Source organism: Frigoribacterium sp. Leaf172, from assembly GCF_001424285.1.
GTDB lineage: Bacteria > Actinomycetota > Actinomycetes > Actinomycetales > Microbacteriaceae > Frigoribacterium.
In genome coordinates, this window is record NZ_LMPB01000002.1 from 1003805 (window position 1) to 1030416 (window position 26612).

The 26612-nt window shown below is 70.9% G+C and carries 20 protein-coding genes, 1 tRNA gene and 1 other RNA gene; 5 read left to right on the forward strand and 17 right to left on the reverse strand.

Translation table 11 applies throughout. The annotated features are described in order from the left end of the window. Positions 1-49: 49 nt before the first annotated feature. The 4 genes from ASF89_RS15720 to ffs all read right to left on the reverse strand — a co-directional run bounded on the left by ASF89_RS15720 (position 50) and on the right by ffs (position 7368). On the reverse strand, positions 50-4969 hold the full coding sequence (locus ASF89_RS15720) for a choice-of-anchor G family protein (protein WP_162240692.1): 4920 nt from the start codon (positions 4967-4969) through the stop codon (positions 50-52). A gap of 104 nt (positions 4970-5073) precedes the next feature. Further along, positions 5074-6165 (reverse strand): HTTM domain-containing protein, encoded by a 1092-nt coding sequence (locus tag ASF89_RS15415; RefSeq protein WP_055814516.1) that lies wholly within the window; start codon positions 6163-6165, stop codon positions 5074-5076. Beyond that, positions 6162-7028, reverse strand: coding sequence for a DUF5819 family protein (locus ASF89_RS15865; protein WP_055814519.1), 867 nt, complete (start codon positions 7026-7028; stop codon positions 6162-6164). Before ASF89_RS15865 ends, ASF89_RS15415 begins: the two co-directional genes overlap by 4 nt. A 243-nt stretch (positions 7029-7271) precedes the next feature. Beyond that, positions 7272-7368: signal recognition particle sRNA small type (ffs, locus tag ASF89_RS15420), an RNA gene on the reverse strand. Positions 7369-7422: 54 nt separating this feature from the next. On the opposite strand from ffs, the gene ASF89_RS10935 reads away from it, so the two are divergent. After that, positions 7423-8100 carry an SDR family oxidoreductase gene (locus tag ASF89_RS10935; protein WP_055814522.1) on the forward strand — a complete coding sequence of 226 codons (678 nt, stop codon included), beginning with the start codon at positions 7423-7425 and terminating at the stop codon, positions 8098-8100. 105 nt (positions 8101-8205) lie between these two features. Here ASF89_RS10935 and ASF89_RS10940 read toward each other — a convergent pair whose 3' ends face one another. Next, a complete protein-coding gene (locus tag ASF89_RS10940) occupies positions 8206-9399 on the reverse strand; it encodes an acetate/propionate family kinase (protein WP_055795884.1) in 1194 nt (397 codons plus the stop codon). Continuing rightward, the gene (gene pta / locus ASF89_RS10945; RefSeq protein ID WP_055798203.1) at positions 9396-11537 is read right to left on the reverse strand and encodes a phosphate acetyltransferase; all 2142 of its coding nucleotides are present in this window, start codon (positions 11535-11537) and stop codon (positions 9396-9398) included. The genes ASF89_RS10940 and pta overlap by 4 nt, the downstream gene beginning before the upstream one ends. Positions 11538-11620: 83 nt before the next feature. On the opposite strand from pta, the gene ASF89_RS10950 reads away from it, so the two are divergent. Next, a complete protein-coding gene (locus ASF89_RS10950; RefSeq protein WP_055795881.1) occupies positions 11621-12112 on the forward strand; it encodes a GNAT family N-acetyltransferase in 492 nt (163 codons plus the stop codon). 7 nt (positions 12113-12119) lie between these two features. Here ASF89_RS10950 and ASF89_RS10955 read toward each other — a convergent pair whose 3' ends face one another. Both ASF89_RS10955 and ASF89_RS10960 read right to left on the reverse strand, forming a co-directional pair. Further along, a complete protein-coding gene (locus tag ASF89_RS10955; protein ID WP_082489933.1) occupies positions 12120-12701 on the reverse strand; it encodes a DUF805 domain-containing protein in 582 nt (193 codons plus the stop codon). Positions 12702-12832: 131 nt separating this feature from the next. After that, a tRNA-Ser gene (locus ASF89_RS10960) sits at positions 12833-12917 on the reverse strand. A 100-nt stretch (positions 12918-13017) separates the two neighbouring features. Between ASF89_RS10960 and ASF89_RS10965 the strand changes: the two genes are divergently transcribed. After that, entirely contained in the window at positions 13018-13389 is a 372-nt protein-coding gene (locus tag ASF89_RS10965; RefSeq protein WP_055795877.1) for an RNA-binding S4 domain-containing protein, read from the forward strand. 152 nt (positions 13390-13541) lie between these two features. Beyond that, entirely contained in the window at positions 13542-14159 is a 618-nt protein-coding gene (locus tag ASF89_RS10970; protein WP_055814525.1) for a hypothetical protein, read from the forward strand. Between the two features lie 9 nt (positions 14160-14168). Here the strand turns inward: ASF89_RS10970 and ASF89_RS10975 are convergent, their stop codons facing one another. Genes ASF89_RS10975 through ASF89_RS10985 form a run of 3 tightly spaced genes read right to left on the reverse strand, consistent with a single transcriptional unit; the run spans position 14169 to position 18089 of the window. Next, positions 14169-16076 (reverse strand): helicase HerA-like domain-containing protein, encoded by a 1908-nt coding sequence (locus ASF89_RS10975; RefSeq protein WP_055814528.1) that lies wholly within the window; start codon positions 16074-16076, stop codon positions 14169-14171. Positions 16077-16085: 9 nt separating this feature from the next. After that, a complete protein-coding gene (locus ASF89_RS10980) occupies positions 16086-16832 on the reverse strand; it encodes a phosphatase PAP2 family protein (protein WP_082489934.1) in 747 nt (248 codons plus the stop codon). Positions 16833-16859: 27 nt separating this feature from the next. Next, positions 16860-18089 (reverse strand): multidrug effflux MFS transporter, encoded by a 1230-nt coding sequence (locus ASF89_RS10985; RefSeq protein ID WP_055814532.1) that lies wholly within the window; start codon positions 18087-18089, stop codon positions 16860-16862. A gap of 316 nt (positions 18090-18405) precedes the next feature. On the opposite strand from ASF89_RS10985, the gene ASF89_RS10990 reads away from it, so the two are divergent. Continuing rightward, positions 18406-18972, forward strand: a complete 567-nt coding sequence (locus ASF89_RS10990; RefSeq protein WP_055795861.1) for a TetR/AcrR family transcriptional regulator — start codon at positions 18406-18408, stop codon at positions 18970-18972. A 7-nt stretch (positions 18973-18979) separates the two neighbouring features. Here ASF89_RS10990 and ASF89_RS10995 read toward each other — a convergent pair whose 3' ends face one another. The 6 genes from ASF89_RS10995 to ASF89_RS11020 all read right to left on the reverse strand — a co-directional run bounded on the left by ASF89_RS10995 (position 18980) and on the right by ASF89_RS11020 (position 26559). Next, on the reverse strand, positions 18980-19516 hold the full coding sequence (locus tag ASF89_RS10995; protein WP_055814535.1) for an MOSC domain-containing protein: 537 nt from the start codon (positions 19514-19516) through the stop codon (positions 18980-18982). An 83-nt stretch (positions 19517-19599) separates the two neighbouring features. Next, positions 19600-20697, reverse strand: a complete 1098-nt coding sequence (locus tag ASF89_RS11000) for a sugar-binding protein (RefSeq protein WP_055795855.1) — start codon at positions 20695-20697, stop codon at positions 19600-19602. A gap of 105 nt (positions 20698-20802) precedes the next feature. Then, positions 20803-22170, reverse strand: coding sequence for a multiple monosaccharide ABC transporter permease (gene mmsB / locus ASF89_RS11005; RefSeq protein WP_200937168.1), 1368 nt, complete (start codon positions 22168-22170; stop codon positions 20803-20805). Positions 22171-22175: 5 nt separating this feature from the next. Then, positions 22176-23696 carry a multiple monosaccharide ABC transporter ATP-binding protein gene (mmsA, locus tag ASF89_RS11010; RefSeq protein WP_055798200.1) on the reverse strand — a complete coding sequence of 507 codons (1521 nt, stop codon included), beginning with the start codon at positions 23694-23696 and terminating at the stop codon, positions 22176-22178. A gap of 344 nt (positions 23697-24040) precedes the next feature. Continuing rightward, a complete protein-coding gene (locus ASF89_RS11015) occupies positions 24041-25060 on the reverse strand; it encodes a LacI family DNA-binding transcriptional regulator (RefSeq protein ID WP_200913434.1) in 1020 nt (339 codons plus the stop codon). A gap of 119 nt (positions 25061-25179) precedes the next feature. After that, the gene (locus ASF89_RS11020; protein ID WP_055814538.1) at positions 25180-26559 is read right to left on the reverse strand and encodes an MFS transporter; all 1380 of its coding nucleotides are present in this window, start codon (positions 26557-26559) and stop codon (positions 25180-25182) included. Between the last annotated feature and the right edge of the window lie 53 nt (positions 26560-26612).

A 26612-nucleotide genomic window follows, 5' to 3' on the forward strand; every position in this document is an offset into this window, starting at 1 on the left:
CCTTCGGTGGACGTCGACGGCGCGGGTGGTGAGCCCGCGCCGTCATCGGCTACCGGATCCGACGCATCGTCGTCCCGATCCTGCTGCGGCGACGGGAGGCCAGCAGCATCCCGAGGCCGAGCACGAGGATGCCCAGACCGGAGGCCGCCCAGGGCAGGGCGTCCAGTCCCGTGTAGGCGAGCGTGGGACCGCCGGCGCTGGGGCTTCCGCCCGCTCCGACGACGCCACCCGCACCTCCATCCGTTCCGACCCCGCCGGCCTCGTCAGCCGAGGCGACGACGACGAACTGGGTGGTGTCGTTCTCCGGCAGCACCGTCGAGGACTCGCTGCCGGTCAACTCGACCCGGTGCAGACCCAGCTCGAAGTCGGCGGCGACGGTGAACGTGAACGTGACCGTCCCGTTCTCGTCCGCGATCTGCGCCCCGAGAGGCAACGGCGTCGAACGGATCACGGCGTCGACCTTCTCACCGGGGATGAAGTCGGTGCCGTAGACCGTCTGGACGACTCCGTCACCGCGGACGATGCGCTCGATCTGCACCGTGGAGGTGGTGATCTCCTGGTTGCCGGGGAGCGTGTCGGGCGTGGTGCCCGCCGTGTCGCTCGCCGAGGTGTCGGTGCCGGCGGTGTCGGTGGCGGTCACGTCGGTGGCGGTCACGTCGGTGGCCGTCACGTCGGTGGCGGTCACATCCGTGGCCGTCACGTCCGTGGCCGTCACGTCCGTGGCCGTCACGTCGGTGGCGGTCGCGTCAGTCGCGGTCACGTCCGTGGCCGTCACATCGGTGGCGGTCGCGTCAGTCGCGGTCACGTCCGTGGCCGTCACATCGGTGGCCGTCACGTCAGTGGCGGTGACATCCGTGCCGGTCACATCGGTGGCCGCGGTCACATCCGTGCCCGTCACATCGGTGCCCGTCACGTCAGTGCCCGTCACGTCCGTTCCCGCCACGTCAGTGCCCATCACGTCCGTTCCCGCCACGTCAGTGCCGGTCACGTCGGTGCCGGTGACATCGGTTGCGGCGGTGACATCCGTGCCAGTCACGTCAGTGCCAGTCACGTCAGTGCCAGTCACGTCGGTGCCGGTCGCGTCAGTGCCGGTCACGTCGGTGGCGGCAGTCACGTCCGTGCTGGTCACGTCAGTGCCGGTCACGTCGGTGCCGGTCACGTCGGTGCCGGTGACATCGGTGGCTGCGGTGACATCCGTGCCAGTCATGTCGGTGCCCGTCACGTCGGTGGCGGCGGTCACGTCCGTGCCGGTCACGTCAGTACCAGTCACGTCAGTGGCGGCAGTCACGTCAGTGCCCGTCACGTCGGTGGCGGCAGTCACGTCGGTGCCGGTGACATCGGTGGCTGCGGTGACATCCGTGCCCGTCACGTCGGTGCCCGTCACGTCGGTGGCGGCAGTCACGTCAGTGCCCGTCATGTCGGTGCCGGTGACATCGGTGGCTGCGGTGACATCCGTGCCCGTCACGTCGGTGCCCGTCACGTCGGTGGCGGCAGTCACGTCAGTGCCCGTCATGTCGGTGCCGGTGACATCGGTGGCTGCGGTGACATCCGTGCCCGTCACGTCGGTGCCCGTCACGTCGGTGGCGGCAGTCACGTCAGTGCCCGTCATGTCGGTGCCGGTGACATCGGTCGCTGCGGTGACATCCGTGCCAGTCACGTCGGTGGCGGCGGTCACGTCAGTTCCCGTCACGTCCGTTCCCGTCACGTCAGTGCCGGTCACGTCGGTGCCGGTGACATCGGTGGCGGCGGTCACGTCCGTGCCAGTCACGTCGGTGCCAGTCACGTCGGTGGCGGCGGTCACGTCCGTGCCCGTCACGTCAGTGGCGGCAGTCACGTCAGTGGCGGCAGTCACGTCAGTGGCGGCAGTCACGTCAGTGCCCGTCACGTCCGTTCCCGTCACGTCAGTACCGGTGACATCGGTGGCTGCGGTGACATCCGTGCCAGTCACGTCGGTGCCCGTCACGTCGGTGCCGGTGACATCGGTGGCTGCGGTGACATCCGTGCCAGTCACGTCGGTGGCGGCAGTCACGTCAGTGCCCGTCACGTCCGTGCCCGTCACGTCGGTGCCGGTGACATCGGTGGCTGCGGTGACATCCGTGCCGGTCACGTCGGTGGCGGCAGTCACGTCAGTGCCCGTCACGTCAGTACCCGTCACGTCGGTGCCGGTCACATCGGTGGCTGCGGTGACATCCGTGCCAGTCACGTCGGTGGCGGCAGTCACGTCAGTGCCCGTCACGTCCGTGCCGGTGACATCGGTGGCTGCGGTGACATCCGTGCCGGTCACGTCAGTACCCGTCACGTCAGTCGCGGCAGTCACGTCAATGCCCGTCACGTCGGTGCCCGTCACGTCAGTGCCCGTCACGTCGGTGCCCGTCACATCGGTGGCGGCGGTGACATCCGTGCCAGTCACATCGGTGCCGGTCACATCGGTGGCGGCGGTGACATCGGTGCCAGTCACGTCGGTGCCAGTCACGTCGGTGCCAGTCACGTCAGTCGCGGCAGTCACATCAGTGCCCGTCACGTCCGTCGCGGCAGTCACGTCCGTGGCGGCGGTCACGTCCGTGCCAGTCACGTCAGTGCCGGTCACATCGGTGGCTGCGGTGACATCCGTGCCCGTCACGTCCGTCGCCGCGGTCACATCCGTACCCGTGACGTCAGTGGCGCCCGTCACGTCGGTGGCTGCGGTCACGTCCGTGCCCGTCACGTCGGTGGCGGCGGTCACGTCGGTGCCGGTCACGTCGGTGCCCGTAACGTCGCTGCCGCCGTCATCGGCCCGGACCAGGAGGGTGACCGAGTCGCCGGGCGCGAAGGGCGAGCCGCCGATCGACTGCTCGGCCGTGATCAGGTAGTCGCCGATCCCGACGTCGGCGACCGTGGTCGTCCACTCCCCGTCCTCGGCCGAAGCCGGGATCTCGCGGGCCGGCAGATCGCCGAACGTCACCCGCACGGTCGCGCCGGGCTCGGCCGATCCGCTGACGATGACGTCGGTCGTGTCGGTCGACGTCGGAACGATGACCGGTGCCGCCCCGTCGGGCGTCTCGATGACGACCGGATCGGTCAGACGCACGTCGATGAGGATCGTGACGGGAGCGGAGGGCTCTCCCCCGCCGGCCGGAGTCTGAGTCGCGCTCACCGTCTGGCCGAGACCCACGACGACGTCGTCGACGGGAACGGACCAGACGCCGTCCTCGTCCGCCGTCGTCTGAGCGATCGCGTCGCCGATCGTGACGTCGATCACGGCGCCGGGTGCAGCGAGACCGCCCACCGTCACCGTCGTCGTCGGCGCCGGGGCGAAGACGAGGAAATCGTCGCCGTCACCGGGAGCGTTGATCGTGAGGGCGTCGAGAGCCTGGGCGTTGACCGTGGAGCTCGCCAGGTCGATCACCGCACCCGACTGTCCGACCGTGCCGGGCAGCAGCGCGAGTCGCAGTGCCCGCACGGTCGAGGCGCCGGTGTCGGTTCCGTTCGGGTCGCGGAAGCCGGGTCCCGTCTGCGAGTTGACCCGCACGGAGACGATGCCGTTCACGACGTCGAGCAGCGGGCTGAGGACATCGCCGACCGCTCCGGTGAGCGACCCCAGGTCCGATGCGACGGCCGCGAGGGCTTCGCCGCCGATGACCGGCTCGAGCACCGGACGCGTGACCGAGGGGACGGTGCTCTCGACGACCGTCTCGACAGCGCCCCGCAACCCGTCGAGGATGCCTCGGACAGGCGACAGGAGCAACTCGACCGCGGGGTTCGCGTTCGGCAGGGGCGTGACGACCGCCGTCGCCTCGGGCGCCACCTGGCTGGTGCCCGCGAGGGCGCCGAGGGTGGTGTCGAGCGTGACGACGACGGTGGCGACGTCTGCCGTCACGGTGGGCCCCGTGATGGGGACGGAGACCGTCACCGCGGGCGTGGTCGTCACGACGACCGTCGCCTCGGTCGTGTCGAGGGCTCCGGTGATCGCGGTGTCCAGCGCCTCGGGCAGCGTCGTCTCGAAGATGCCGTCGAGGGCCGTCTGGAGCTCGCCGGCGACCACTTCGCCCGACAGCAGCTCGGTGTTGGGCCCGAGGCCGTTGAGCGTCTGCAGCTCGGCGACGTCGACGATGACATCACCGGTCGAGAGGTCGATCGACACGGGACCGTTGGTCAGCGGTGCTCCCAGCACCGGGGCCGTGGCCGTCGCGAGATCGACGTCGGCGGTGACGCTGGCCGTCGTGTTCCGCAGCGTCACGACGCCGAGGGGGGCCAGCGTGGTCTGCAACGGCGTCAGCACGGCTCCCTGCACGATCGCCGGCAGACTGCCGGTCGCCGTGCCGAGGTCGGAGTCGAGCGAGGTGATCGTCTCGGTCAGATCGGCGCTGAGGGCGGCGACGGCCGGGCTGTGCAGCGTGAGGCGCGCACCGTCGACCTGGTACTCGCTGGCGACGCTGTAGCCGTCGGCCGTCCGGGTCGCCGTCGCGCTCGACGAGAGCGCACCGAGCTCGAGCGACAACTCGTCCGCGAGCCCCGACAGCTGCGCCTCCGAGAGGAACCGCGTGAGATCGAGCGAGGCCTGCTGCGCCGGCGACCCGTCGCCGACCCGGATGGCGCCGCTCTCGGTGATGAGACCCGAGGCGGCCGTGCTGCCCGTCGGGGTGGCCGCGCCGTACTGCGACGTGGCTCCGAGCTCGAGGAGCGGGTTGGCGCCGAAGAGCTCGACGTCGCCCGTCAACCTGAGGGCCTGCAGCGCGGTGAGGTCGAGGGGGTTCTCGACCGGCTCGGTCGCCGTCCCCGAGTAGGCCGAGTAGGCGCCCTTCAGGTCGGCGAGCGTGTCGACGTCGACGATGCCGCTGCCGCTGAGGAACAGCCCCTCCGCCTCGGTGACGTCCGGCGGAGCCGCCTGGGCGGGGACGACGGTCGCCGTGGCGACGAGCGTCCCCACGGCCAGGGCCGCCCCCCAGATTCCGATCGACCCCACGGGGCCGCGTCGCTTGATTCGTTGCACGGGTGCCTCTTCCTGGCGGGCGCGAGCCCGCCGCCTGATCCGACTCCCCCGGTGGTTGGCCGGGGGTGTGCTGTGGTGCTGTGTCTCGTCGTGCCGTCGCTCCGCTAGGTGATCGCGGGCGACGTCCGATCGCTCGGCGCACCTTCGGGCAGCTCGCCGATCCCTCCCCTCGAACTCGAGAGACGGGCCCGCACGACCCCGACGCGGGCGGCGACGAAGGCCGCGGCGCGCTGGAAGGTGACCGTGCGGATGAAGATCATGTCGGCCGCGAGCATCGCGAGCGAGAAGAGCGGCAGCCCCATGAAGAGACCGATGCCGATGTGCATGGCGCTCACTCCGAGCAGTCCGACGACGCGGGTCCATCGGCGGAGGAGGAGGAACGGGAAGAACAGCTGCACGGCGACGGCGAACCACGTGGCGAACGCCACCAGCACGCCGTTGGCGGTCAGCAGACCGCTGAGAGCCGGCCACGGCGCGAAGCGGTCCACGTGCAGCGGGTAGTAGATCGCCGTCCCGTCGCGCCAGAGCTCGCCCTGCACCTTCGACAGACCCGCGATGACGTACACGACGAACAGTTGCCCCGCGACGGCCACCAGGGCCGCGTTGTGCAGCAGGGTCGGCACCCAGCCCGCCTCGGCGCGCACCCGGGCGATCAGATGCGATCGGGACCCGACGGCCTTGTGGCCCCGCGCCTCCCGACGTCCCCTCCGACGGGCGTCGAGCGACCAGACCCGCGACAGGTCGGCGAAGCAGAAGTAGAAGAGGAACAGCCGGACCGCGTTGTCGGTCTGATCGACCGCGATCGGGTTCGACGCGGTGAGGCTGGCGTACAGCCAGAGCGTGACGACGGCTGCGATCCGCCCGTGCCAGCCGACGAGGAGCGCCAGGGCCGACACCCCCAACGCGACGTAGCCGAACCAGAACGCCGGGCCGCCGGCCTGGGCCGCGGCGAACACCACGAACGGGAACCCCCAGTCCGACGATCGGCTCAGCGAGGCGGACCAGTCGGAGGCTCCGCCCCAGGTGTACGACGCCGTGCTCGCGTTGGCCAGCACGAAGAGCAGGATGCCGAGCCCGGTGATGATCCGGGCCGCGGCGACCCCGTACAACGCCTTCTCACCGTCGAGGAACCACCAGTCGAGCCGGCCGACGAGCCGCACCCAGGAGGCGCGGGTCACCTCCCCGACGGCGCTCACGAGCGTCCTCCGCGCCCGTACAGCACGTCGACGGCACCCTGGTCGAGGGTCGAATCGGGCAGCGGCGAGCGCCACCCCGTCGTCACGAATCGGAACTCGGGGTTCGGAGCCGGATCGCCCCTCTGCTCGAACGGCGTCACGGGGGTGATGCGGACGCGGACCTGCACGTCGTCCACCTCGCCCCACTGCGCGACGGCCACGGCCGAGGCGACCCGGTTCAGCGCCTCCTCGTGGTCCAGGTACGACCGCACGGCGACGTCGCCGGCGTCGGAGGTCGCCGCGATGTCGGCGGCCAGCTCGGGGCGCCAGTCGTCGAGGTCGAGATCCTGACCGACCGCGGGCTTCGCTCCGTCGCCGAGCGCTTGGAAGGCCCGGAAGTACCCGCGAGCGAGCGAGAAGTTCGTCAGATACGTCCGCGAGGGCACCAGGTGGTGCGTGACGCCGTTGGCGATGTCGCGATCGGTGACGGTGAACCAGTCGGTGGCCTCCGTCTCGCCGCTCGGCAGCGCCCGGACGTCGAGTGAGATGTCGCTCGAGACGGGCTCGGGGGCGAAGACCGACCAGCTCTGCCGGAAGAACGGCAGCATGTAGCCGCGGAGGTTCTCGTCGCCGACGGCCGCACGGACGGGATTCGACGCGGACGACCACAGCAGGGTCGCCCCCAGGTGCCCGACGAGCAGCACCACGACGAGGCCGAGGGCCGCGTGGGCGACGCGGGGGTGCCGTCGGTCCGAGCGCGGACGGGTTGGCGGCGTCGGGAGGGCGTCGTCCGGAGAGGGCGAGGCGGGTCCGACGACGATGGTCGGCGCGGAGTCGCCCGGGTCAGGGGTCGACGAGGCGTTTCTGATCCTGTGCGACGTCACGGTCGCGGTCCTCTCGGGTCGATCGATCTCGTCCCGCCGTGGTGAGGGGCAGGACAACCGGCTCTGGTGAGGGGCCGGAACCGCGCCGTGGTGAGGGGCACGTGGTCGACGTGGTTGGCGTCGACGTTGTGTCATCTTATGGTGTCGCGGACGAGATCCGCACCCCACGAACAGGGGCGGGCGTCGATCGGCCCGTCGCGCCGACCGGCACGCGGCGACCGACGGCCCCGAAGCCCCCACAACGGAAAAGACCCCTCACGCACCCGCCAGAGCCCGGTTACCCTTGCTGCATTTCTGCCCTGGGGGAGTTGGCCTGGATGGCGCCACGTGAGGAGCCTCGTCGAGTTTAGCGGCAACTGAGTGCCGACCGCGACCCGAGGTGTTCCCTGGAGGCATGAGAATCGTCATCGCCGGAGGACACGGCAAGATCGCCCTGCTCCTCGAACGCCGACTCGCCGACGCCGGGCACGACCCCGTCGGCATCGTCCGCAACGCAGACCACACCGCAGACCTCGAGGCCGCGGGCGCTCGCGCCCTCGTGCTCGACCTCGAGAAGACCGACGTCGACACCCTCGCCGGCCACCTCGACGGGGCCGACGCCGTCGTGTTCGCCGCAGGCGGCGGCGGTGGCAGCGGCGCCGAGCGCAAGCTGACCATCGATCGAGACGGTGCGATCCTGCTGGCCGACGCCGCCGAGAAGGCCGGAGTCGGGCGCTACGTGATGGTGTCCGCCATCGGCACCGACGACTTCGACCCGGCCCGAGCCGAGCTCCCCGCCGAGAACGACGACGACGTGTACCAGGTGTACATGCGCGCGAAGAGCGAGGCCGACTCCGATCTGCGGGGTCGCGACCTCGACTGGACGATCGTCCGGCCCGGTGGCCTCACGGACGACGCCGGCACCGGTCTCGTGACCGCCGCCTCGACCGTCGAGCGGGGAACGATCCCCCGAGCGGACGTCGCCGAGATCATCGCCACGGCGCTGATCGAGGGCACGGCCGTGCGGACCCAGTTCGAGGTCGTCTCGGGTGACTCGACGGTCTCGGACGCGCTGGCGACCATCAAGTACTGACCCGCGCCTCCCCGGTCGACCCCGGGAGACGACGGAGGGCCCCGGAGGCGCGTGCTGCGCCCCGGGGCCCTCGCCGTATCGGGATGGCCGACCCCGGTGACCCCGCTAGACGAGCGCGGCCGACTGCCGGGCGATCTCGAGCTCCTCGTTCGTGGGCACCACGAGGACCTTCACGCGCGAGTCGTCGGGCGAGATGAGACGCGCCTCGCGCGATGACAGCTCGTTGCGGTCGTCGTCGACCCGGATGCCGAAGAACTCGAGCCCCGCGAGGGTGCGGCGCCGCAGCAGCGCGTTGTTCTCGCCGACGCCGGCCGTGAAGACGACCGCGTCGAGCCCGCCCAGCTGAGCGACGTAGGCGCCGATGTAGTGGCGCAGCCGGTGCCGGTAGACGGCGAGCGCGGCTTCGGCCACGGCGTCGCCTCGGGAGGCGCTGTCCTGCACGTCGCGCATGTCCCCGCTGCCCGTGAGACCGAGCAGACCCGAGCGCTTGTTCAGCAGGGTGTCGAGCTCGGCCACGTCGAGCCCGGCCTCGCGATGCAGATGGAACACGGCCGCCGGGTCGATGTCGCCCGAGCGCGTGCCCATGACGAGGCCCTCGAGCGGCGTCATCCCCATGCTCGTGTCGATCGAGCGCCCTCCGTCGATGGCGGCGGCGGATGCGCCGTTGCCGAGATGGAGGACGATGGTCTTGAGCTCGGCGAGCGGGCGACCGAGGAACTCGGCGGTCTTCTCGCTGACGTACTTGTGCGACGTGCCGTGGAACCCGAACCGGCGCACGTGATGGCGCTTGGCGAGGTCGGCGTCGATGGCGTACGTGTACGCGGCCGGAGCCAGCGTCTGGTGGAACGCCGTGTCGAAGACGGCCACGTGCGGCACATCGGGGAACGCCTTCTTCGCGGCCTGGATGCCCTGCAGGTTGGCCGGATTGTGGAGGGGCGCGAGGGTCGAGAGGCGATCGATCGCCTTCTCGACGTCGGCCGTCACGACGGTCGCCCGATCGAACTCCTCGCCGCCGTGGACGACCCGGTGCCCGACCGCGACCGGCGGGTACTCGGCGAACGACGGCCCGTGCGACTCGAACGCGTCGAGCATCGCGGCGAAGCCGGCGGCGTGGTCGGCGATCGGCTGCGAGTCGTTGCGGGTCTCGTCGCCCGTCACCTCGTTGCGGTGCCGCGTGGACCCGACGCTGTCGCCGATGCGCTCGACGAGACCGCTCGCGAGCGTCCGCTCGCCGTCGAGCTCGATCAGCTGGTACTTGAACGACGACGAACCGGAGTTGACGACGAGGACTGCGCTCACGAGGGGTTCCCTTCGGGGGTGGGGGCGACGGCCGACGCGCTCTGCGTCCCCGCCTGGATCGCCGTGATGGCCACGGTGTTGACGATGTCGCCGACCAGCGCACCGCGCGAGAGGTCGTTGATGGGCTTGCGGAGCCCCTGCAGGATCGGCCCGATGGCGACGGCGCCGGCGCTGCGTTGGACCGCCTTGTAGGTGTTGTTGCCGGTGTTGAGGTCGGGGAAGATGAACACGGTCGCCCGCCCGGCCACCTCGGAGTCGGGCATCTTCGCGGCGGCCACCGTCGGGTCGGCGGCGGCGTCGTACTGGATCGGCCCCTCGACCAGCAGGTCGGGTCGGCGCTCGCGGACGAGAGCGGTCGCGGCGCGGACCTTCTCGACGTCGGCGCCCGAGCCGCTGTCGCCGGTGCTGTAGCTGAGCATCGCGACCCGGGGCTCGATGCCGAACTGCTCGGCGGTCTGCGCCGACGAGATGGCGATGTCGGCGAGCTGCTCGGCCGTCGGGTCGGGGATGACGGCGCAGTCGCCGTAGACGAGGACGCGGTCGGCCAGCGCCATGAGGAACACGCTCGACACGACTCCGACGTCGGGGAGGGTCTTGATGACCTCGAACGCCGGTCGGATCGTGTGGGCCGTGGTGTGCTTGGCGCCGGAGACCATCCCGTCGGCGAGACCGAGCTTGACCATCATGGTGCCGAAGTACGACACGTCGGTCACGGTGTCCATGGCCATCGACGCCGAGATGCCCTTGTGCGCGCGGAGCTTCGCGTACTCGGCGGCGAAGCGCACCTGCAGACTCGGATCGAACGGATCGAGCACCCGGGCGTCGGCGAGGTCGAGGCCGAGCTCGGCGCCCCGCGCGCGGATGGCGGTCTCGTCGCCGAGCAGGGTGATGCGGGCCACGCCGCGCTGGAGCAGGGTCGAGGCGGCCCGCAGGATGCGGTCGTCGTCGCCCTCGGGCATGACGATGTGCTTGCGAGCACCCCGGGCGCGCTCGAGCAGCTGGTACTCGAACATGAGGGGCGTCACGACGCCGGAGGGGCTGACCTGCAGGAGGCGCATCAGCTTCGCGCCGTCGACGTGCTTCTCGAAGAGGGCGAGCGCCAGGTCGTACTTGCCGGAGGAGTCGGCGGCCAGGCGGCCCCGGGTCTGCGTGATGGCGAGCGCGGTGTCGTACGTGCCCATGTCGTTGTGAGCGATCGGCAGCGGGCTGTCGAGGCCCGCGATCAGCCGGTCGACCTGCGGCGCCATCTCGAACCCGCCGTTCAGCACGATCCCCGCGAGCGAGGGGAACGTCTCGGACGCGTGGGCGAGCACGGTGGCCACGAGCACGTCGGAGCGGTCGCCCGGGACCACGACGATCGCCCCCTCGGTCAGGCGGGGCAGCACGTTCTCCATCGACATCGCGGCGACGACGACGCCGACGGCCTCGCGGTCGAGGAGGGCCTCGTCGCCTCGGATCATCGTCGCACCGGTCGCGGACAGCACGGCCCGGACGGTCGGGGCGACCAGGAGGCGATCCTCCGGCAGGGCCCAGACGGGCACGTCGGCCGCGGGCGACCCCGCGAGCGCCTCGCCCACCCCGGCGACGACCTCGTCGAGGCGATCGGGATCGACGCGGTTCGCGATGACGCCCAGGAGGCCTGCGTGCTCGCTGCGGAGCTCGGCCGTGGTGACCTCGGCGACCTGACGCATCTCGGCCCCGGTGCGCGCCGCGCCGCCGTCGGCGCTGCGCCCGCCCAGCACGAGCAGCACGGGGGCGCCGAGGTTGGCGGCCACCCGCGCGTTGAACGACAGCTCGGTGGGGCTGCCGACGTCGGTGTAGTCGGAGCCGATGACGACGACCGCGTCGCACTGCCGCTCGACGGCCGCGAACCGGCTGACGATCGTGGCCAGCGCGGCGTCCGGGTCGGCGTGCACGTCGTCGTACGTGACACCCACGCACTCGTCGTAGTCGAGGTCGACGCCGTCGTGCGCGAGCAGCAGTTCGAGCACGTAGTCGCGCTCGGCGGTGGACCGGGCGACGGGCCGGAACACCCCCACCCGGCCGAGCTCGTGACTGAGCGTGTCGAGCACGCCCAACGCGATCGTGGACTTGCCGGTGTGGCCTTCTGCGGACGTGATGTAGATGCGAGTCGACACGACGACCACCCTAGGGCGGCCGGCTCCGAGGCGGCGGTGAACCAGGCCTCCGAGACCCGCCCCGCGCCTCCTAGGCTGTCGGCATGGAGATCCGCACCGCGACCGAATCCGACCTCCCGGGCGTGCTCGAGATCCACGCCGACGCCGTGGCCCGATCGACCGCCATCTGGACCGACGAGCCGCCGACCCTCGACGGTCGACGGACCTGGCTGACGAGCCATCAGGAGGCGCGGTGCACCGCGATCGTCGCCGTCGAGGGCGATCTCGTGGTCGGCTACGGCAGCTACGGGCCGTTCCACGCGAAGGACGGCTACCGGCACACCTGCGAGAACAGCGTCTACGTGCGACCGGGCCACCAGGGCGCCGGCATCGGCCGAGCCCTGCTGACCGAGCTGATCGAACGCGCCTCCCACGACGACCTGCACGTCATGGTGGCGCTGATCGAGGCCGGCAACGAGGCCTCGGCCCGACTGCACCGCTCGCTCGGATTCGACGACGCGGGCGTTCTGCGCGAGGTCGGCACGAAGTTCGGCCGGTGGCTCGACCTGCGCTACATGACCCGCCCGCTCGGCTGACCGGTCCTCAGTCGCGGGGCCTGTCGAAACGTGCGCCCCCGGGCTTGGACGGCAGCAGGGTCATGACGAACACGGCGAGCGATCCGAAAGGCACCAGGTAGAGGAACTGGAAGAACCCGCTCAGGTCGACGTCGTGGAGACGTCGGGCCGTCAGCGAGAGGGACCCGACGAACACCGTCAGCCACAGAGCGAAGTTGAGGATGACGAGCGGGACGAAGATCGCGAGGGGCGGGTCCGAGACCGGCTGACCGCTGGCGTCGACCGTGCTGCCGATGGACGCCACGAGCCCCGTCGCCATGATCAGGACGAACGTGACGACGCCCTGCGCGAGGGCGAACCACCAGTACTCGCTGCGGCTGGCGCGACCCGAGTAGTCGAAGAACTTGCGGAAGAAGCGCGACACCGCCGCGGTCAGGGGCGCCCCGTACCAGGGTGCCCAGAGCGGCGGGGTCCCGCTCGTCGCGGACTCCCCCGGCTGCGGCTGATACGGCTGCGCCTGGTGGGGCTGCGGAGCCTGGTCGTGGGGCTGCGGCTCGTGAGGCTGCTGCTGCCCGGGCTGCTGCTGTGCGGGCTGGTGCGGATCGGTCATGTCGGTTCCCCCCGGTTCGGTGACTGATGGGGATCACGCTAGCGCGCCTCGTGCCGTCGGGCGCGCCTCCGGTCCGAGCACGCGAAAGCCCCCGACGTCGTGACGACGCGGGGGCTTCTCGGGTGCTGCGGCGGAGGATAGGGGATTCGAACCCCTGAGGGCTTGCACCCAACACGCTTTCCAAGCGTGCGCCATAGGCCACTAGGCGAATCCTCCAGGAGGCGCACCGGAGACCGGCGCGCGACCTCGACCACTCTAGCGGATGCCCGCCCCGGCTCGTGACGGAGCCCGGAGCGTCTCGTCGTAGCATCGACCCATGGACCCCCTCGCCTCGTGCCGCGTCGACGCGTGGTTGTGGGCGGTGCGCATCGTCAAGACGCGATCCGCCGCCACAGCGGCATGCCGAGCCGGTCACGTGAAGGTGGGCGGCGAGCGCGTCAAGGCGGCGCAGGCCGTACGACCGGGCGACGAGGTTCGGGTGCGCCTCGGCGGCGTCGAGCGCATCCTCGTGGTGCGGCTGTGCCTCGTCAAACGCGTCGGCGCGCCCGTCGCGGCATCGGCGCTGGAGGATCTCACTCCCCCGCCCCCGCCTCGTGAGGAGGTCGCGACCGTCGCCGTGCGGGACCGCGGCGCCGGCCGCCCGACGAAGCGCGAGCGGCGTGAGCTCGAGAAGCTGCGCGATCGCTGACCGGACCCCCGGGATCCGCACGGATCGGTCGGTCCAGGCGTTCCCCCTCCTCTAAGATCGGGGGTCTGACGACGTCCACCGGGGGGCGGTGTGCCGTCTTCGCGACGCCGACGAGGCGGCTACGACGGTGTCGTCGATCGAGGGGTGATCCGATGCCGAGAGGCGAGAGAGACGCGTACGACGTCGTCGTCGAGCCACGTCGCACGCTGGCGACGAACGCCGTCCTCACGAGCCTCGCCGCCCTCGTGCCGGTGGGGGTCGCGCTGCTGTGGCTCACCTGGTCGTCGGGTCTGTGGCCCGTGGTCGTGACGCTCGGTGCCGTCGCCGGCGTGATCGGCCTCGTGGCCCACCGCCGGTACCTCGACTCGTTCGCCGCCCTCGACGCCCAGCACTTCGTCAAGCGCGGCTGGCTGCCGGGCTTCGTGCGGGTGCGCCGCGACCGCATCGCCGAGGTCGTCGTCGTCAGCTCGTACGTGCCGCACTCGACCGACGTCGTGCTGCAGCTCGTCGCCTTCGACGCCGTCGGCGTGCGCCTGTTCCGCATGCGGGGCCACTACTGGCCCGACGAGGCGATCATGACCGTGCACGACGCCCTCGGCGCAGCCTCGACCGTCGTCACGAAGCCCGTGTCCCTCCGCGATTTCTATCGCGCCTATCCGCATGCCCGGTACTGGTACGAGGGCCGACCCGGCGTGTCCATGCCGATCGTCGCCGCACTGTTCGCCCTCGCGACGGGTGCCCTCGTGCTGGTCTACGGCAGGCTCGCCTGACCCTGCGGCTCAGCGGCGTCGCAGGGTGCCGAAGATCCCCTTGACGACCTCGCGCACGACGGCCCGTCCCATGCTCGATCCGAGGACGTCGCCCAGGACTCCTCCGCCGGAGCCCGGCGAGGTTCGCGGACCCGAGGAGGCGCGGGTCGTCGACGAGCGCCCCGCCCGTCGTGTCGCGGCGGTCCGCTCGGCCCGCTCGAACTCCTTCTGCTGACGCTCGTACTCGGCCTGGGCCGCCTTCCGCTCCCGTTCGGCGACGGCGGCGGCCTTCGCGTCGGATCGCTCTCGGGCGGCGGCCTCCTTGAGGCCCGCGTCGATGGCGGCCTGACGGGCCGCCGCGTCGGTCCGCTCGCGCGCGACCAGGGCGGCCGCCTCGAGCCGGCGGGCCAGCATCTCGCGGGCCGAGTCGCGGTCGAGGGCGGCCCCGTAGACGGACTGCAGGGGCGAGGCCGCGACCGCGGCGGCCATCACGTCGGGCGGGGTCGGCGACATCGATCCGCGCGGCGCGCGGACGCGGGTCCAGGCGACCGGGCTGGGCGCCCCCTTCTCGTTCATGACGGTGACCACCGCCTCCCCGATGGCCAGGCTCGTGAGCACCTCGTCGAGCTCGTACTCGCTCGTCGGATACGTCGAGACGGTCGCCCGCAGCGCCTTGGCGTCGTCGGGCGTGAACGCCCGCAGCTGGTGCTGGACCCTCGAGCCCAGCTGCGCGAGGACGTCGGCGGGGACGTCCTTCGGCGTCTGGGTGACGAACACGATGCCCACGCCCTTGGAGCGGATCAGCCGCACGGTCCGGGTGATCTGCGCCGTGAACTCCTTCGAGGCGTCGGCGAAGAGCAGATGCGCCTCGTCGAAGAAGAAGACGAGCTTCGGCCGGTCGAGGTCGCCGACCTCGGGCAGGTCGTTGTAGAGGTCGGCGAGCAGCCACATCAGGAAGGTCGAGAAGAGCGCCGGGCGGTCGTGCACGCCGGGCAGCTCGAGCAGACTGACGACGCCTCGGCCGTCGGCGGTCGTGCGGAGGAACTCGGCGGTGTCGATCTCGGGTTCGCCGAAGAACGCGTCGGCCCCCTGATCGGCGAACGTGATGAGCTCGCGCAGGATGACCCCGACGGTGGACCTGCTGAGTCCGCCGAGCCCGTCCAGCTCGCCCTCGCCCTCGTCGCTCGTGAGGTGCACCAGCACGGCGCGGAGGTCGGCCAGGTCGAGCAGGGGCAGACCCGCCTGCTCGGCGTAGTGGAACACGAGCCCGAGACTGGACTCCTGCGTGTCGTTGAGGCCCAGCACCTTCGCGAGCAGCAGCGAGCCGAACCCGCTGACCGTCGCCCGGACGGGCACGCCCGTGCCGATGCCGCCGAGCGCGAAGTACTCGGTGGGTGCGCCCTCGGGCGACCAGTCCTGCCCGATGCCCCTCGTCCGCTCGAGCAGCTTGGCGCCGGACTCGCCCGGGGTGGCGATGCCCGAGAGGTCGCCCTTGACGTCGGCCGCGAACACGGGGACGCCCGCGGCCGACAGCTGCTCGGCCATCACCTGCAGCGTCTTGGTCTTGCCCGTGCCGGTGGCGCCGGCCACGAGCCCGTGACGCGCGAGCATGCCGAGGGGGATGCGCACCGGGACATCGGCGAGCGGGTCGCCGTTGACGAGCGCGCCGAGCTCGAGGGCGGGACCGCCGAACGCGTATCCGGTGCGGACGGCGTCGACGGCGACCGCCGAGAGCGGACCCGACGACGCCGTGCCTGTCGAGGCCGTACCGCTCGAGGCCGTGACGGTCGAGGCCGTGCCGGTCGACGGGGCCCCTGCCGCATCCGCTGCGAGCCGCTCGGCCCGGGCGAGCGCCGCCTCCGCGTCGTGCTTCGCCTTCTCGGCGGCGGCGACCGCCGCGGCGGCCTCCGCCCGGGCCTGTTCGAGCGCGTCGGTCATGGGGTCAGCCTAGGCACCCGCGGAGCCCGAGGGCCCGCCGACCGGCTCGGCGGTCCGGTGCTGCCACACCCAGCCGCGTCCGCGGACGCGCTCCTGCTCGGCCAGCAGCCGGTGGGCGACCGGAGCCCAGAGGACGACCGCCACGCCGGCGCCGATCAGCAGCCCCCCGATCGTGTCGGTGAGCCAGTGGGCCCCGAGGTAGGTGCGGCTGAGGAGCATCGCCACCGTGTACAGCACGCCGACCACCCAGACCCACACCCGGCGGAGGATGACGCCGAGCACGACGGCGAGGGTCGCGGCGTTCGCCGTGTGACCCGACGGGAACGAGCCGTAGTCGCTGACGACCATGATGTCGGCCGGCCGGGCGCGACCGAATGCGTGCTTGATGACCTGGACCACCCCGGCGCTCAGCGCGCAGGCGGCGATCCAGTACAGGGCGGCCCACGACCGCCGCCGGAGCAGCAGCACGGCCGCCACCCCGAGCGGGACGACGAACACGCCGATCACGCCACCCCCGATCGAGTTGAAGATCAACGACGGGACGTCCCAGAAGGGGTTCCGGTGCTCGACGAGCTCCCCCATGAACTCCTCGTCGACCGTGATGGCCCCCGACCGGGCCGTGATGACGATGCCGAGCAGCAGCACGACGCCGATGGCCCCGAGCGCGCTGAACACCCACCACCGGCGTTGCACGCGTCGCGCGACCCGCTCTTCGGACGGCGAGGCGGGCTTCGGAGCGAGGGGGTCGGTGCGCATCCCCAGAAGGTACCCGCACCGCGACGGTCAGTGACCGAGCGCCGGCACCGTCCTCGGTCGGACGAGCAGCCAGAGACTCGCGATGGCGACGCACGACGTGGCGATCATGACGCTGCCCATGGGCACCGCCGACCCGATCCCGAGGAACCCGACGATCGGCGAGATGAGTCCGGCGAGTCCGAAGTTCAGCGCCCCGAGGAGCGACGCCGCCGTGCCGGCCTCCTTGCCGTGATTGGCCAGACCGAGCACCTGGACCTGCGGGAACGAGAAGCCGCATGCGGCGATGAAGAACCAGAGGGGCACGAGGATCCCGACCAGGCCCGCCCCCGCCGAGTCGAGCAGGACGATGGTCGTCGCCGACACGAGCAGCACGATCGTGGAGCAGGCGAGGATCCACTGCGGGCCGACCCGACGGGCCAGACGCGAGCTGATCTGGACCCCCGCGACGATGCCGAGCGAGTTGACGGCGAACAGGTACCCGTACTGCTGCGCGTCGAGGCCGTAGACCGTCTGGAACAGGAACGACGACGCCGAGAGGTACGAGAACAGCCCCGAGAAGGTCATCGCCCCGATCAGGGCCACCCCCACGAAGACGCGGTCGCTGAAGAGCGCCTTGTACCGCTGCCCCAGGGTCGTGTGCCCGGCCGCCAGCCGTCGGGCCGGGGGCAGGGTCTCGACGATCAGGAAGATCGCCGCGATGATGACGAACGCGCCGTACGCGACGAGGAAGACGAAGATGCCCCGCCAGCTGGTGAACCGCAGCAGCTGCGATCCGAGCACGGGCGCGACGATCGGTGCGAGCCCGTTGACGAGCGCCAGCCGCGAGAGCATCTTCACGAGGGGCAGCCCGCCGAAGAGGTCGCGGACGGTCGCCATGGCGACGACGCCGCCCGCGGCGGCCCCCATGCCCTGCAGCACGCGGAACAGGCCGAGCACCTCGATGGAGGGCGCGGTCGCCACCCCGATGCTCGCGAGGATGTGCACGGCGGTCGCGACGATGAGCGGCAGCCGCCGACCCACCTTGTCGCTCCACGGCCCGACCAGCAGCTGGCCGACGCCGAAGCCGATCGTCGTGGCCGTGAGGGTCAGCTGGATGACCCCGCTGTCGACGCGGAACTCCTCGCGCAGCTGCGGGAACGCGGGAAGGTACAGGTCGATCGTGAACGGGCCGAGAGCGGTCAGGGCCCCCAGCACGACGACGTAGACGAGTCGCTGGCGGCGGGTGAGCGAGTCACCGGGGTGGACGACTGTGGTCACGGGGCTCCGAAGCGTCAGGGACCGCCAGGCGCGGATCGGCCGGGACGGCGAGCGGGGTTCCGCTCGACGTCACCGCAGATCGAATCGTTTCGAGTCGAGTGCGCCGCGACAGGGTCGGGAGAGGAGGGGGAGGCGACGATCGGGTCCGGCGTGCCGGCGTCGTCATCGTCAAGCGTACCGCTCCCCCGGCCGGATCGGACCGGCCGCCGGCCGAGGGGATCGCGGACCCGACACGGATCCTGACGGCGGTCCGCACGGTCTAGGCTCGGGTCAGTCCCGCTCGTTCGGGCCCCGAATCGCCCCCAGGAGGCCACCGATGGTCGACGCCCGAATCGTCCAGACGACCCGCTCGCTGCACGCCGCGATCATCGACCTGGCCTCGAGCCGGCCCGTCTCGACCATCACGGTCGCCGACGTCACCCGGGCCGCCGGCATCAACCGCGCCACCTTCTACAGCCACGCCACGTCGCCCGGCAGCCTCCTCGCCGCCGTGCTGACCCCCGAGCTCGACGCCATCCGCGACGAGGACGCCGCTCGGCGGTCGGAACCCGACGCCGACCCCGAGGCGGTCACCCGGTGGGCCGTCGAGAGGGTCGTCGACCACGTCGTGCGCTACCGCGACGTCTACCGCCTGGCCCTGCCCGATCGGCTCGACGCGTCGATCCACCAGACGCTGGCCGAGCACTTCGCGGCCACGTCCCTGACGCACATCGAGGCCCTGCCGGTCGGCACGGCGCCCGACGGCATCGCGCCGCACATCGCGTCGGGGTTCTTCGCGCACGCGCTCGTGGGCGCCATCGAGGCCTGGCTCGGCGGTCGCCGGACGAGCCGCAGGACGCTCCTCGACACGATCACCGCGATGATCCCCGCCTGGTGGCGCTGACCCCTCGTCAGACGGCACCCTCGACCGAGAGCACGGCCGGACCGAGAGTCAGCGCGCCGTCGCTGAGCGGCTCGCAGCGCACGCCCCCGCGTCCCCGCATCGCACGGAACGCGCCGGGTGCGAGCACGACGTCCATCCAGGCGCAGGGGTTCGCCGGGCGGTTCGCCCGCAGCACGACCGGCCCCTCCCCCGAGTCGAGCGAGAACTCGAAGCCACGCAGGGCGTCGACGTCGACGCCGCGCAGCACGATGTTCCGTCTCGCGGCGGCCGGATCCAGCACCCCGGAGCCGAGGAGGCGCGCGACGGTCTCGAGGGACTCCGCGGCGAGCAGGGTCACGGACGCGCCGCGGTGGGCCGGTCTCGCGAAGTAGCGGTCGCCGACGATGCCGAGTCCGGCTCGGAGCTCGATGCGATCGGGCGTCTCGTCGTCCGTCGCGGGCTCGGGCCCGTCGGAGGGGCGCCCGACGTACCGGGAGCGCGGTGACGCGAGCAGCAGCTCGATCGTGACGGGCGCGACCGTGCCGACCCGCGCCTCCTCGTCCATCCCGTCACCGTAGCAAGCGGGCGCACGGCGAGAGCCGACCACCCGGCTGGGCGATCGGCTCTCGTCTGGTGCTGTCGGTGCGACTACTTGGTCAACGGGCCCAGCGTGGGGTCGTTGGCGTAGGCCTCGGCCGCGTTCTCCTTCGTGACGATCTGCGGGGGCAGGAGGTACGCGGGGACGACCTTCGAGCCGTTGTCGTACGACTCGTCGTCGTTCGTCTCGGCGGTGTCGCCCTCGGAGACCGAGGTCACCATGGCCACGGCCTGCTTGACCAGGTTGCGGGTGTCCTTGTTGATGGTGGAGTACTGCTCGTCGGCCATGATCGACTTGACCGACTCGACCTCGGAGTCCTGACCGGTGACGACCGGGACGTCCTTGCCGGCCTGCTTCACCGAGGTGATGATGGCGCGGGCGAGCGTGTCGTTGGGGCTCAGCACGCCGTCGAGCTCGGTGTCGGTGTAGGTGCTGGTGAGCAGCGAGTCCATGCGGCGCTGGGCGTTCTCGGCCTTCCAGCCGTCGGTCGCCGTCTGCTTGATGTCGGTCTGGTCCGAGCCCACGACGACGGTGCCGTCGTCGATGGCCGGCTGCAGGACGCTCATCGCACCGTCGAAGAACACGGCCGAGTTGGCGTCGTCGGACGAGCCCGAGAACAGCTCGATGTTGTACGGGCCGTCGGCCTTCTTGGCCTTCATGCCGTCGAGGAGGGCCTGGCCCTGGAGCTCGCCGACCTTGTAGTTGTCGTAGGCGACGTAGTAGTCGACGTCCTCGGTGTTGAGGATCAGACGGTCGTAGGCGATGACGATCGCGCCGGCGTCGTGCGCCGCCTTGACCTGCGTGCCGAGCTGACCGCCGTCGGCGGCGCCGATGACGATGACCTTCGCACCCTTGGTGACCATCGACTGGATCTGCTCCTGCTGGTTCGCGACGGTGCCGCTGGCGGCCGCGTACTGCACGTCGGGCTCGAAGCCCGCGGCCTCGAGGTCCTCGTTGAAGAGGTCGCCGGCGAGGACCCAGTTCTCACTGGTCTTCGCGGGGAGCGCGACCCCGACGATCGAGCCCTGCTCGAAGCCGGCGGACGCGTCGCCCGATCCGGCCTCGGTGCGGGCGGAGTTCGAGCAGCCGCTCAGGATCAGCGTCGTTGCTGCGGCGACCGCCATGGTCGCCAGCGCGATTTTGCGCATGCTGTGTCTCTTTCTCGTGTGTGAGGTGGTGCGAGGCGGGTCGTCGAGCGACGACCCCGGGGAGGCGCGGCCGGCCGTCGTGGACGGTCGCGCCGGGTGGAGGGTCTAGTTGGGGGTCGTCGAATTCGGACGCTGCACGTCGGACACGTCGCCGTTGGGGGTGAGGACGGGGCTCGCGGAGTCGGTCGACGGACCGACGCCGTTCTGGGTGCCGGCCGCGGACTGCGGGGCGGCGGGTGCCGCGACGCCGTTCTTGTCGCGGTTCAGCCCACGGGTCAGGAAGCCCGTGATGGACGGTCGGCCCTGGCTCTTGTTGTAGACGTCGACGGCCACCGCGATCAGCAGCACGAGGCCCTTGATCATCTGGACCTTGTCGGAGCCGACTCCGAGCAGCTGCAGACCGTTGTTCAGAACGGCGATGACGAAACCACCGACGATCGAGCCGGTGACGGTCCCGATGCCGCCCGCGACCGCCGCTCCGCCGATGAAGACCGACGCGATGGCGTCGAGCTCCCAGTTGAGGCCGTCCTGAGGTCCGGAGGCTCCGGCGCGGGCGACGTAGATCATGCCGGCGACCGCGGCCAGGACGGACATGTTCATCATGACCAGGAAGTTGACCCGGCGGGCGTTGACGCCCGAGAGCTCGGCGGCGTGCGAGTTGCCGCCGACGGCGTAGATGTGGCGACCGAAGATCGTGTTCTGCGTGATGAAGCCGTAGACCAGCACGAGCACGCCGAGGATGATGCCCGAGATCGGGAACGAGGTGCCCACCCGACCGCCGCCGAAGAGCGTGGCGGCGTACAAGATGATGGCGACGAGCACGCCGATCTTGACGAGGCTGACCCACATCGGCGCCATGTCGGAGCCCATGGCCTGCTGCTTGCGACGCAGGCGGAACTCGCGCCAGACGACGACGGCGGCCAGGACGAGCCCGAGCAGCAGGGTCGCGTTGTTGTACCCGGTGTTCGGGCCGAACTCGGGCAGGTAGCCGGCGCCGATGACCGTGTAGCCCTCGGGGACGGGCAGGGTGACCGCGTTGCCGACGAACTGGTTGGCACCGCGGAACAGCAGCATGCCGGCGAGCGTCACGATGAACGCGGGCACTCCGACGTACGCGACCCAGAAGCCCTGCCAGGCGCCGATCGCGGCGCCCACGACGAGGCCGAAGACGATGGCGACGGGCCAGGGGAAGTTCCAGGTGGTCATCGAGGTCGCGACCATGATGCCGACGAACGCCGCGACCGAGCCGACGGAGAGGTCGATGTGCCCGGCGACGATGACCATCACCATGCCGATGGCGAGGATCAGGATGTACGAGTACTGGCTGACCAGAGCGATCAGGTTGGGCGGGTCGAGGGTGAGTCCGCCCGTGAGCACCTGGAAGATCAGGATGGCGACCACCAGGGTCGCGATCATCCCGAACTGGCGGGCGTTCGACTGGTTGCCGCCGAACACCTTCTTCAGGTCTTTGATGCCACTCATGCGGCGTTCTCCTTCTTCTTCGACGTCATTGTTCTCATCAGCGTCTCGGCATCGGCCTCGGACGCGTCGATCTCGTTGGTGACGGTGCCCTCGAAGATCGTGTAGATGCGATCCGAGAGACCGAGCAGCTCGGGCAGCTCGGACGAGATCACGATGACGCCCTTACCCTGGGCCGCGAGCTGGTTGATGATGTTGTAGATCTCGAACTTGGCGCCCACGTCGATGCCGCGGGTCGGCTCGTCGAGGATCAGCAGGTCGGGGTCGGTGAACATCCACTTCGCCAGGACGACCTTCTGCTGGTTGCCGCCGGACAGCTTGGCCACGCCCTCGTCGACCGTGGGCGTCTTCACGCGGAGGCTCTTGCGGTACTCCTCGGCGATCGTGTGCTCCTGGTAGCGGTCGACGACCGTGCCGCGCGAGATCTTCGTCAGCTTGGCGGACACCGTCGAGCGCTTGATGTCGTCGAGCAGGTTGAGCCCGAGCACCTTCCGGTCTTCGGAGACGTAGGCCAGTCCGTTGTCGATGGCGTCGCGGACGTTCTTGATCTCGACCTCGTGACCGTCCTTGACGATCGTGCCCGAGACGAACTGCCCGTACGACCGACCGAACACGCTCATCGCGAGCTCGGTGCGACCGGCGCCCATCAGCCCGGCGAGACCGACGATCTCACCGCGGCGCACCGTGATGTTCGAGCCCTTGCAGACGAAGCGCTCGGCGGTCTGCGGGTGACGGACCCACCAGTCCTTGACCTCGAAGAAGACCTCGCCGATCTTCGGGCTGCGGTCGGGGAATCGGCTCGCGAGGTTGCGGCCGACCATGCCGCGGATGATGCGGTCCTCGTTGACGCCGTCCGCCTTCACGTCGAGCGTCTCGATCGTCTTGCCGTCGCGGATGATCGTGATCGAGTCGGCGATGGCCTCGATCTCGTTGAGCTTGTGGCTGATCATGATCGACGCGATGCCGCGGCCCTTGAGCCCGCGGATGAGGTCGAGCAGGTGCTGCGAGTCGGCCTCGTTGAGCGCGGCCGTGGGCTCGTCGAGGATGAGCAGCTTGACGTTCTTGTTGAGCGCCTTCGCGATCTCCACCAGCTGCTGCTTGCCCACGCCGAGGTTCTTGATGGCCGTGTCGGGGTCGTCTTTCAGACCGACGCGGGCGAGCAGGTCGATGGCGCGGAGCTTGGCGGTCGTCCAGTCGATGGCGCCGAAGCGGGTGGGCTCGTTGCCCAGGAAGATGTTCTCGGTGATCGAGAGCTCGGGGATCAGCGCGAGCTCCTGGTGGATGATCACGATGCCGGCCGACTCGCTCGACTTGATGTCGCGGAAGCGCATCTCGTCGCCCTGGTAGACGATGTCGCCGGCGTAGGTGCCGTACGGGTAGACGCCCGAGAGGACCTTCATGAGGGTCGACTTGCCGGCGCCGTTCTCGCCGCAGATGGCGTGGACCTCTCCGGCCCGCACCTGCATCGACACGGAGTCGAGCGCCTTGACGCCGGGGAACTCCTTCGTGATGCTGCGCATCTCGAGGATGATCGGGGACTCAGCCACGCGAGTCACCCCCGGGGGTTCCGTTCGTCGCGATGTGTGCACCGGGCACGCTGACCTCCACGTTCGACTTCTCTGTCGGTCCGCCCCGCCGCGAGGCGTGGTGGGCACTGTCTGTTCGACGTCGGGTGTCGACCCGCGCCGAGGGCGGCGGATCAGGGCGGGGACTGAATGTGACCGTTCACACCGCGACTGGAGCAAAGCTAATCCTGGGAATGCCCCGTGTCAAATGCCGTGGCCGATCTGTTATGAAGCCCGCCGGATCGCCGTCGCGACGGACCCGCCGAGGAGGTGCGGGGACGTCGCCGCGCCGCCTGCCGTCAGAGGAACCAGGGCCGGTCGGTCGAGGCGCGGACGATGAGCTCGGCGGCCAGCAGGGTGCGGTCCACGACCTCTCGACCCTCGAGCTCGCCGATGACGAGCTCGACGGCCCGACGGCCGATCAGATCGAAGTCCTGACGGACCGTCGTGAGCGGCGGCCAGAGGTGCGCCGCGGTCGGGGCGTCGTCGAAGCCGACGACGCTGACCTCGCGCGGGACGTCGACGTCGGCCTCGCGGAACGCGTGGAGGAGCCCGACGGCCATCAGGTCGTTCGCCGCGAAGACGGCCGTGAAGTCGCGACGACGCAGCAGCTCCTTGCCTGCGAGGTACCCGAAGTCGGCGGTCAGGTCGCCGAGGATGGGCGGCTCGATGGAGAGCTCGGCCTCGCCCATCTCGAAGAGGAAGCCCTGCATGCGCTCGTCGGCCTCGATCCAGTCCTGCGGGCCGGCCACGTGCACGATGTGCCGATGACCGAGGTCGATGAGATGCCGGGTCGCCAGACGCGCGCCGGCGAACTGGTCGACCGAGAGGCTGTGCGCACGATTGCGCTGGGTCGAGTCGAGGGCGACGATCGGCACGTCGAGATCGAGCTCGTCGATGATGTCGAAGAACTTGCGTTGGGGCGCGATGACGATGATCGCCTCGACCGCCTGGCTCGTCAGCAGGTCGAGGCTCGCGCGCACGTCCCCGTCGGCCCGCGTCGTGCTCGCGATGCTCAGCCGGTAGCCGGCGGCGCGCGCCTCGGCCTCGATCGCGTTCACCATGGTCTGCGGCCCGAAGTGGACGTTCTGCAGCGTCAGCACCCCGATGGCCCGCGAGCGGCTGGTGACGAGGGCCCGGGCCGCCTGGTTCGGCCGGTAGCCGATCTCGTCGATGACGTCGAGCACCCGCTGTCGCGTGGCCGGCCGGATGCTCGGGCTGTCGTTCAGCACCCTCGAGACGGTCTGGTACGACACCCCGGCGAGGGCGGCGACGTCGCGGATGTTGGGAGCACGCACCTTGTCGATGTCAGGCTTCACCGTGGCTCCGTCGCTCTGCTGCCGAGCGGTGTGACCGTACACATCGCTGTCTGCTGACCATTATGCAGTTCGGCGGACCGGATCGACGACCACGGGCCGCCCACGGCGGGAGGCGCGGGTCAGCTCGGGCGCGGCACCGCGCGCCCGCTGAGGACCAGCGCCAGCAGCGCGACGAGGGCGCCGACGGCGAAGCACGCGGCGAACGCCGCGGCGCCGGGCGACCCTCCGAGCAGCCCGAACACGCCGCCCGCGACGGCCAGGGCGACGGCGGAGCCGGCCGAGTCGGAGATGGTCAGCGCCGAGCTGTTGAACCCGCGATCGGTCGGGGTCGACAGGGCGAGCGTCAGCACCGAGAACCGCGGGTACATGAACCCCATGCCGAAGCCCGCGAGGGTCCACGTCGCGATGAGCAGCCCCGGGGCCAGGTCGAGCAGGGGGGTGACGACGGCGACCACGAGACCGGCGAGCACCAGCGCGAGGCCGACCCGGATGCCGGTCCGCTGCGGCACCCGGTCGCCGAGTCGCCCCTGAGCCCAGCTGGCGAGGGCCCAGCCGAGGGCGCCGAGCGTGAGCGCCGTGCCCGAGGCGGAGGCCGAGAAGCCGTACCGGTCGTGCAGCAGATAGGGGATGTAGACCTCGCTCGCGAGGAACGCCGCCCCGGCCAGGCCCCGGAGGAGCACGAGGGTCGGAAGACCCGGCCGGGCCCGCAGCGTTCCGGGCGGCAGCAGCGGCCTCAACGCGATCGCGAGGGCCGCGACGGCTGCCACGACGACGGCGACCGCGAGCACCGGCTCGAACTCGTTCACGAGGTTCAGGGCGAGGACGCCGAGAGCGGCGCCCGCCGCCCAGAGGATGCGCCCCGGGCTCCACGGGACGACGTCGGCCCCCTCGGCCCGAGCCGGCGGGGGCACCCGCCGCAGACTCGGCAGGATCATGACGAACGCCGGGACGGCCAGAACGACGGCGCCGATGAAGACCCAGTGCCAGCCGAGGGTCTCGGCGATGAAGCCGGCGATCAGCGGACCGACGAGGGCGGGGACGACCCAGGCCGCGGCGAACCCGGCGAAGATCGACGGGTGCAGACCCGGCGGGAACAGCCGAGCCACCATCACGTACAGCCCGACGATGACGGCGCCCGACCCCAGCCCCTGGACCAGACGACCCAGCAGGAAGACCAGCATGTCGGGCGCGGTGCCGACCACGAGCAGGCCGACCGCGAAGAGCAGCATCGAGGCGATGACGACGACCCGGGGGCCGCTGCGATCGGCCCAGTTGCCGGCCACCACCATGCCGACCAGCCCGGTCGCCAGCGGGGCGGCGAAGCTCAGCGAGTAGAGGCGCTCCCCGTCGAGCTCGGCGCTGATCAGGGGCATGATCGTCGTCACGGCGAGCGACTCGAACGCCGCGATGCCGATCAGCGCGCACATCCCCAGCGTGGCCAGGCGATAGCGACCGCTGAGGACGCCCTCGGGCCGGGTTCGCAGGACGCCGTCGGTCATCGTCCCAGCCTATGCCGCGCCCCCTCCGGCGCGGACGGTCGGCGGGGGCGGGG